7 protein-coding genes and 1 pseudogene are annotated in these 8,009 nt (G+C 57.9%); 5 read left to right on the top strand and 3 right to left on the bottom strand.

All coding sequences use genetic code 11. From position 1 onward, the window contains the following. A partial coding sequence (dnaE, locus tag ACH2EH_RS24165) for a DNA polymerase III subunit alpha (protein WP_395145843.1) occupies positions 1–2,040 on the bottom strand: 2,040 nt, incomplete at its 3' end. A 117-nt stretch (positions 2,041–2,157) separates the two neighbouring features. Here dnaE and ACH2EH_RS24160 point away from each other — a divergent pair. The 3 genes from ACH2EH_RS24160 (at position 2,158) to ACH2EH_RS24150 (ending at position 3,405) form a co-directional block, all read left to right on the top strand. Beyond that, on the top strand, positions 2,158–2,529 hold the full coding sequence (locus tag ACH2EH_RS24160; protein WP_395145841.1) for a hypothetical protein: 372 nt from the start codon (positions 2,158–2,160) through the stop codon (positions 2,527–2,529). A gap of 160 nt (positions 2,530–2,689) precedes the next feature. Next, complete coding sequence (locus tag ACH2EH_RS24155; RefSeq protein ID WP_395145839.1) at positions 2,690–3,058, top strand: hypothetical protein; 369 nt, start codon at positions 2,690–2,692, stop codon at positions 3,056–3,058. An 11-nt stretch (positions 3,059–3,069) separates the two neighbouring features. Continuing rightward, complete coding sequence (locus tag ACH2EH_RS24150) at positions 3,070–3,405, top strand: copper amine oxidase N-terminal domain-containing protein (RefSeq protein WP_395145837.1); 336 nt, start codon at positions 3,070–3,072, stop codon at positions 3,403–3,405. A 59-nt stretch (positions 3,406–3,464) separates the two neighbouring features. On the opposite strand, the gene ACH2EH_RS24145 is transcribed toward ACH2EH_RS24150, so the two are convergent. Together ACH2EH_RS24145 and ACH2EH_RS24140 are read right to left on the bottom strand one after the other, a co-directional pair. Continuing rightward, positions 3,465–4,991 (bottom strand): S41 family peptidase, encoded by a 1,527-nt coding sequence (locus ACH2EH_RS24145; RefSeq protein WP_395145835.1) that lies wholly within the window; start codon positions 4,989–4,991, stop codon positions 3,465–3,467. 3 nt (positions 4,992–4,994) lie between these two features. Next, positions 4,995–6,419 carry a S41 family peptidase gene (locus ACH2EH_RS24140; protein ID WP_395145834.1) on the bottom strand — a complete coding sequence of 475 codons (1,425 nt, stop codon included), beginning with the start codon at positions 6,417–6,419 and terminating at the stop codon, positions 4,995–4,997. Between the two features lie 116 nt (positions 6,420–6,535). On the opposite strand from ACH2EH_RS24140, the gene ACH2EH_RS24135 reads away from it, so the two are divergent. Beyond that, positions 6,536–7,372 carry a phytanoyl-CoA dioxygenase family protein gene (locus tag ACH2EH_RS24135; protein WP_395145832.1) on the top strand — a complete coding sequence of 279 codons (837 nt, stop codon included), beginning with the start codon at positions 6,536–6,538 and terminating at the stop codon, positions 7,370–7,372. Positions 7,373–7,562: 190 nt separating this feature from the next. Then, a pseudogene (locus ACH2EH_RS24130) lies at positions 7,563–8,009 on the top strand (hypothetical protein); the annotation flags it as partial.

The following is an 8,009-nucleotide window of genomic DNA, read 5'->3' as shown; positions in this document are numbered from 1 at the left end:
AACGCCATAAGTTTCTTTAAGTATCGGCTCTAAAAGTGCATGCTCGTATTCAATTTTATTAGAATCAAACTTGGACTGGATATAGCGCGGAATATGGGCGAGAGGGCCGGGACGATAGAGCGCCACCATCGCCGAGAGCTCTTTCACGGAGTTCGGTTTGAGCTCGACGATGTACTTGCGCATCCCCGACGACTCTAGCTGAAAGACGCCAGTCGTCTCGCCGCGCCCGAGCATGTCGTAGGCTTTCTGTGCCCGAGGCTCATTGTAGTGTAGTGGAATGTCCCAGACATCCACCGTCTCGCCGCGTGTCTCTTGGATGAGCTTCACGGCGCGGCTCAGGATCGAGAGGTTGACGAGCCCCAGAAAGTCCATCTTCAGGAGCCCGATGGCCTCCAGTGAGCTGTGCGGGTACTGCGTTGCCAGTGAGCCGTCGTTGAGCTTTCGGAGCGGTGTGTACTCCACCAGGGGCCTGTCTGCGATCATCACCCCGGCAGCATGCACGGACTCGTTGCGCGTGATGCCCTCAATGCGCTTGGCAGTATCAATGAGCTTGCGGGCCAGCTCCTCACTCTCGTAGGCCGCGACCATTTCCGGGTTTCCAGGATAGTCTTTCTCCGGCCAGCCCTGCATGGCGCGGGTGATCGAGATTCCCAGTGGCAGGGCAGGGATCATGCGAGCGATTCGATCCACATCTGGCAGGGGCATCGCGAGCGCCCGACCCGCGTCACGCAGTGCCGCTTTGGCCCCGAGGGTCCCAAATGTGGTGATGTAGCTGACATTGTCTTTGCCGTACTGCTTTGTCACGTGCTCGATTACCTCGGCGCGGCGCGTGTCCTCAAAGTCCATGTCAATATCGGGCATCTGCACGCGTTCGGGGTTTAAGAAGCGCTCAAACGTTAGGTTGTACTCAATCGGGTCAAGATCGGTAATACCCAGACAGTAGCTTGCCAGCGAGCCCGCCGCCGAGCCGCGAACGCCAAAGAAAATCCCGCTCTGCCGTGCGTGTTGGGCGATGTCGCGCACAATTAAGAAGTACTGCGCAAAGCCTGTTTTCTCGATAATGTCCAGCTCGTAGGTCAGCCTCTCTTTGTGTTCCAGCTCGTTCTTGGGCAGGCGGCGCTCCAGCCCCTCCCAGCACATGCGCGTTATCGTGGTCTGGGCATCGCTGCCCGGGTCTACACCAACCACGGGCATCGGGGCACGCCCAACCTCGATCTCTAAGTTGACTTTCTCCGCGATCTCCAGCGTGTTCTCGATAGCATCGGGGGCGAAGTGCTCGAACTCACCCATCATCTCGGCGTAGGTTTTTAGATAAAATTCCCGTGGTTCGTAGCGCATGCGCTTGGGGTCGTTTACGGTGGTGCCCGTCTGGATACAGATCAAAACATCGTGCGGGTCGGCGTCCTCGGCCCTGAGGTAGTGACTGTCGTTGGTCGCCACCATCTTGATGCCCAGCTCGCGGCTAATGCGCTTGACATCGGCGTTCACATCCCACTGCCCCGTGGCGTGATGCCCTTGCACCTCTAAGTAAAAATCGTCTTTGAAGACTTCGCGGTACCATGCCGCGACGTTCTTGGCGTCCTCGTAGCTCTGCTTCATGATCGCCTGCGCCAGCTCGCCGCCCATGCACGCGGAGCAGATAATCAGTCCCTCGGAGTACTCGGCAAGCAGCTCTTTGTCCACGCGCGGCTTGTAGTAAAAACCCTCCAGCGATGCTAACGTCACCAGCTTCATGAGATTTTTGTAGCCTGTTTCGTTCTTGGCGATTGCCACCAAGTGATGGTTCCCGTCGCGTTTTGGATCGCGGTCCTTGCGCCCTCGCGTCGCCACGTACAGCTCGCTGCCGATCAGCGGCTTAATCCCCGCCGCACGCGCTGCCGTATAGAACTCAAAGGAGCCGTACATCACGCCGTGGTCAGTGAGGGCCAGTGCGGGCATCTCCATCTCCACGGCGTATTTGACCATATCTTTTATCTTGGAAGCACCGTCTAGAAGCGAAAACTCGGAGTGATTGTGGAGGTGAACAAACGGGGTGGACATTCGGCCATTATACCGGGCGCTTGGGCGATTATCGCTACGGAAAAATATCACGGGATTTACGATAGAAAAAACAAATTCGCTCTGAGGGTAAAAAATAGTTGAACTGATATTAGAAGTATGGAATGGCTCAAATCTCTCTTTCGAAAACCGGAGCCCATTTCTCCGGTTAACTCTCCATCAAGTAAGCAACTGCTCACACATGACCCAGCGAGGGAGCGTGCCGCAGTCCTGACACAAACGCAGTGGGTAGATGAGCAGCTCACCCAGTGCTCCATTAACCGTCTTCTCGAGGTGAGCGGGATTCGCGAAGCGCATATTCAGACACTCCGTCGAGCGGGTATCACTAACCTACGTGAGGCACGAGAATGTGCGCAGCTTCCGCTCATGGGCGGGACTGCTGATTGGGCCTCGGGATGGGTGAGAAATCATGTCTTCACCCTGAACCGTGAGTACCAGCAGCACCAAAAGGCACTCGGGAAAGCGGCTTAGCGACTACTCCACGATCACCCGTCACGGGATTTGCGACACAAAGAGAAATTAGTCCTTGTCGCAAGAGGCGTTAGCAGGCGAGGACTGTGGATCATTCAGGCACAGCACTTGACAGAAAAACAAAAAAACGCTAGGCTGTAAAAGGTAGGAGGAATACACTATGTATAGAAAATTTGCTCTGTTTGCGGTGACACTGTCTGTGTTCTCGGTCGTTCTCGTGGGGTGTCCGAAGCCTCAAGAGGCAGCCGATGCTGGTACTGGCGCTGCTATAGATGCTGACAAGAGGGCGGCAGATGCCGGTGGTAAGATGGCGGCCGCTGGCACGGCCGCTGCGGTCACCGATCCCGCCAAGCTAATGGAAGCACTCAAGGCGGATGCTGGGCTTGCTGGTGTCAAGATCCAGAAGAATGCCAAAGAGGAGCTGGTCATGACCGGAAAGGTCGCCGATCAAGCACTGAAGGCAAAGGCTGATGAGCTGATCAAAGCCGCTGGTGGAACTGTCAAGAACGCGATTATCGTCGGTAAGTAGGAACGAAAAACATGCCGTACAAAATTGAGGGAATTGATATCGAGGGAATCACCGAGCCCGTTCTGGGTGAGGGGACAACCTTCGTGCCGCTGGCCAATGTCGCGCAAGCGCTGGGCGGCTATGCAGAGTTCGACCATGTGGCCAAGGTTGCCAGGATTCAGATGGGAGATTATGTTCTTCAGGTTCAGGCAGATAACCCAATTGTGGACATTAGTGGGACGCCTGTGGAGCTGCAGGCCGCTCCCTTTATTGATGCAGACACGATGTTTGTGCCCGTGCGTCTCTTTGAGAAGCTCGGTTACACGATGAGTGTTGATGGTGGGAATATCGCACTTGAAAGTGCATAAACACAAATGAGAAGCCGGGGCAGTGAGCTGCCCCGGCTTTTTTTATAGCTTGCTTCCGGCTACTTATCCGTGCTGTCAATCTCCGTTGTCAGGGGAAGTGCAGAAGGCTTTGCGTAGGGGCCGACAGGATTCTTTGATTTCGTGCTCACCGTCTCGGATTTCTCGGGCTTGTCGGGGATGTCTTTTTCTGACTTAGGCCAAGGTTTCCCCGCCATTCGTGCCTTGAGAAGCTCAACTCCCTTGGCGATCTGGGGGCTGAACTTTGCGGCGTAGCGTCTGTCAAAAGGCTTGTCGCGCAGGGCGGCCCACTGTATCTCGATGTCTTTTTCTGTCTCGGTCAGCACCATGTCTGGCTTGACGCCGCCAAGCTTGGTGACCGTGCCAGACTCATCGCGGAAAGTATTAATGTCGCGCTTACCGCGGGTGTAGTAGCGCTGGGTCGTGATCTTGACCGCACCTTCCCGGTCTTGAAGCGGGATAATGGTCTGCACCAGACCCTTGCCAAAGCTACGTGTCCCGATCAGGAAGCCCGCGCCTCCGTCCTGGATCGCGCCGGAGACGATCTCGGATGCACTTGCGGAGCCGCCGTTGATGAGCACCACCGTGGGGATTTTTCCTGTGGCTAGAATACTTCGTCGCCGGTCTATATCCACATCCAGCGAGCGCATCTGCCCGTTTTTCTCCTTGAGCCACGTCACCGGGCCGCTGGACAAAAATCGGGAGCCGAGATCCTGCGCGACATGGAGCATTCCACCTGGGTTGTTGCGCATGTCAAAAATAAGAGACTTCATTCCTTGTTTTTGAAGGCGCTCAAAAGCGATTCCAAACTGCACATCAGCTTCCTCGCTAAAGAGGTCGAGGCGGATATAGCCGATCTTGGCAGTATCGTCCTGCATCCAGGAGTCAATTACCGGGGAGTTAACCTGCTCTCGGGTGAAGACATAGTCCTTTTTTTCGGTGGCACGGCGCAGTGTGAGCTTGACTTTAGTGCCTTCTTCTCCCTTGATGCGCTTGATCACATCATCGAGGTGCTGCTGGTCCGAGAGAAGCGCTGACTTACCGTCCACTTCGACAATCACATCCCCGGGCTTGAGCTTCGCGCGCCATGCGGGGGAGTTCTCGATGGGCTCGATAATCATCGGGTATTTTTTGTCTTTGGTGACATCCAGTTTTGCGCCGATTCCGAAGAAGCGGCCCTGAGTGTCTTCCATGTTACGCTTGAACTCCTCAGGATTCCAGTACTCGGTGTAGCGGTCTCCAATGGCCAGGAGCATCCCATCAATTCCCGCGTAGCGGATCTTGTTGCGCCAGGTGGCGAGTGCCTTGGCTTCACTGGGCGGCGCACCGTACTCACTGAGGATCTTTTCCAGAACACTGTGGTAGGTGTCAACGGGCGAAAGATCGCTGGAGCCTGCCTTTGCGGCTGCGGGCCGGGTCGCCTCGCTCAGACGTGCTGCCAGGAGGGTGGGGGTGATTCGAAGCAGATCCTCCTTGTGCCCCTGGAGGATCTGGAGATTGAAGCCGCTGAAGAAAGCTGCTCCTACCAGACTTGTCGCTGCAATACCTTTGATGACACTGCGTACCATGGTCTAACCCTTCCCCCGTATCGTTGGAGTGCCCGCGATGATCTGGGAGCGGCTCTTGAGAGTGGCCACCGCTCGGGCGAGCACTTCACTCTCCAGGGTCTCCGCTGCGACGGCAACCTGAGGCGTGAGCCCAACCCCGGCCCAGGCAACTCCCTTCCCACTAAGAAGCTTGCCCGTGATGAGGGTGAAGGCGGAGCCATCTTGCAGGAGATACATCCCTTGCACCTGGGCATCTCCAAAGGTCTTCTCCCCAACCAGAGGTGCTCCCGTGCGCTCGCTCAGACACGCGGCCAACGCTTCTGCAGTGGAGGCAGTGCCATTGTTGACGAGCACGGTCAGGGGAACTTTAATTTTCGCGGCCTCATTGGCGAGCAGATTGCTCTTCTTGCCCCCTTGACCGACTTCCTGCGCCACGATGCCTCGCCCCACGAGAAGCCCTGCGATCCGTTGCATGGCCTCAAACGAGCCTCCCGGCGTCCCCCGGAGATCTAGCACGATGCCAGCACTGTCGGCAGGCACGCTCTCCAGGATCTTGGCGACTTCTTCATCGCAGCCTTGGTTTAGGTAGGGGATCCTAATGTAGGTCGCTTTTCCCTCAATGGCCTTGCTTGTCACCGCCGAGGCAGCCGTCACGGCAGGAGTCAGCTCCACTTTGATCGGGGTTGTCTGTCCTTTGCGCAGGATGGTCAGGGAGTACTTCTCTTTACTGGCAATGCTCTTGGCCAGAAGCGTGTCGCCCCGCAGGAGCATCTCGGCGGCGTGGAGGCGAATGCCCCCTGTGATCCGATCTCGGGCACTAACACGCGCTTTTTCGTAGACTTTCTCGTCCACTTCGCGGTTCTGGAACTGAATCGCGACCTTGGAGAAAGGCAGGAGCGGGTCGTAGCCCAGTACCCATTTCCCATCAATGTGGGTGACCGTGTCGCCCGGCATCAACCCGGCTTTTTCCGCAGGGGAGCCCGGCAGGGGAGCCACCACCACGATCTTATAGTCGGTGTAGCCGTTGGTCTTGGTAGACTGGATCGAGAGGGTGGCACCGATACCATGAAAGTTGCCCTTGGCTTCGTCTTCGAGGAGCTTGCGCTGCTCGGGCTCAAGGTAGTAGGAGCGGGGGTCTTCTAGTGAGGCGACCATCAGCTTGACACTGCCCTGCGCCATCTTGGTATCGGTAGGGAGGATGTCGTAGTACTGGTCTTTCACGAGGGCATAGACCGTCTCAAAGGTTCCGCCGAAGTCCTGCGCCTCGGCTGTTCGGGGAGTGACGGCGTGGCCGTTCTCCGCAACCTGCGACCGACCCAGTGCGACGGGGAGCGTCTGTGCGCGGGCAACGGGCGACCCCTGTCGCAAGCGTGCTCCTCCGGCAAAGGCGACCCCGGTGGCAAGGACAACCCCTGCGCCAAAAAGAAAAGAACCACGCCGTCGTTGCATCTTTGTGCTCTACCTTCCGTTCTGTAATTAACCTACGCTATTTTATCATCGGATGTTCCGCTTTGGTTACCAACCTGCTAATTCGAATAGGGATGGCTACGCTGTACAATGGCACTATGGAATCCGCAAAGCCGCCTGCCCGGGGGTATGTCCCCGATCCCGACGACCTCACCCACATTGAGCGCGATCTACGCTTTCACCCGGCGCTCACGCAACACCCTCAGTTCCTCACACTCGACCAGCTCGCGCACTACAACACGCACGGCTATATCCGCCCCGTCCCAATCTTTAGCGACTCCGAAATTGCCGCGCTCCGTGTGCGCTTCGACGAAATCTTAGCACAGACCCTCGCCTCGGGTGGGAGCAGCTACTCCATCGCCACTGCGCACCGCAAGTACGACTTCGTTTATGATCTTCTGAAGCACCCCAAGCTCGCCGCCGCCGTCTCTGACATTCTCGGCCCCGATGTGATCGGCTGGGGCGCACACTTTTTCTGCAAAATGCCCCACGACGGCAAAAAAGTGGACTGGCACCAGGACGCCGTGTTCTGGCCGCTGACTCCCAGTAAAACCGTGACCGTGTGGCTGGCGATTGACGACGCCGACCCGGAGAACGCCAACATGCGCTTTATCCCCGGCTCGCATAAGCACGGCCCCGTGATGCATCTGCCCACCAGCGCCGCCGAGGACAACGTGCTCAATCTCAAGATCGAAAACGCCGAGCGCTTCGGCGACGCCCCCGTGGACGATAGCTTACGCGCCGGGGAAGCCTCGCTCCACTCCGACCTATTGCTCCACGGCTCCGAACCCAATGATTCTGACCGCCGTCGCTGCGGCCTGACGCTGCGCTACTGCGCCGCCGAGGTCAAGGCGCATCTCGGCTGGGACGACAAAGGCATTGTCGTGGCGGGCGAGGATCGGGCAGGCAACTGGAAGAACGCGGCGCGGCCATAACCCGAACCCATCCCCCGGCCCCTTCCCTCTACGAAGGAAGGGGAGAGGGAAGGGGCGGCCTTTGCAGACAATACGTGCGCCACGGTTGAGCGGGCCGACAAAAGCTTGTAGAGCTGCGAGAGCGTCGTTCTGGGCTTTGGTGGCGCTCTGCGAGTCGCCCTTTGCCTTTCTGGTAGAATCCTCTCACGTCATGCGCCGCTTCCTCTGCCTGCTCCTCGCCCTCGTCCAGGTACTTCCCAGCCTCGGAGCCGTCGCGCCCCCGCACGGTCGCCCGCGCCCACAGTACGGCACGGTGGGCATGGGCTACGGGGTGACGGGCGTGGAGCACCATCAGTACCTTGTGGACACGAGCCAGCCGTATGCGGAGGTGATCCAGGAGTGGGAGTGGGTCAACAACGCCCTGCCGCTCATCACGCGCTACGACATCGGGCTAGATCGTCTGCGTCTGTTCAAGTACCAGGTGACGAGCAACGGCCCGCCGCCTGTCTACTCGCCGGTTCTGAGTGGCTGGTACCTCTTCGATGGCCTGGGCAGCACTCGCGCCGTGGTGGACGATAGCGGTGTTGGTCAGAGTGAGTTCGGGTATGGGGATGCGTTTGGGATTCCCTACCAGGTGGCGGCTAATGGTACTCGTGCG

This window comes from Armatimonas sp. (assembly GCF_043760365.1).
GTDB lineage: Bacteria > Armatimonadota > Armatimonadia > Armatimonadales > Armatimonadaceae > Armatimonas.
Note: the sequence above shows the minus strand (reverse complement) of the source record. Positions and strands in the feature narration are given on the sequence as shown.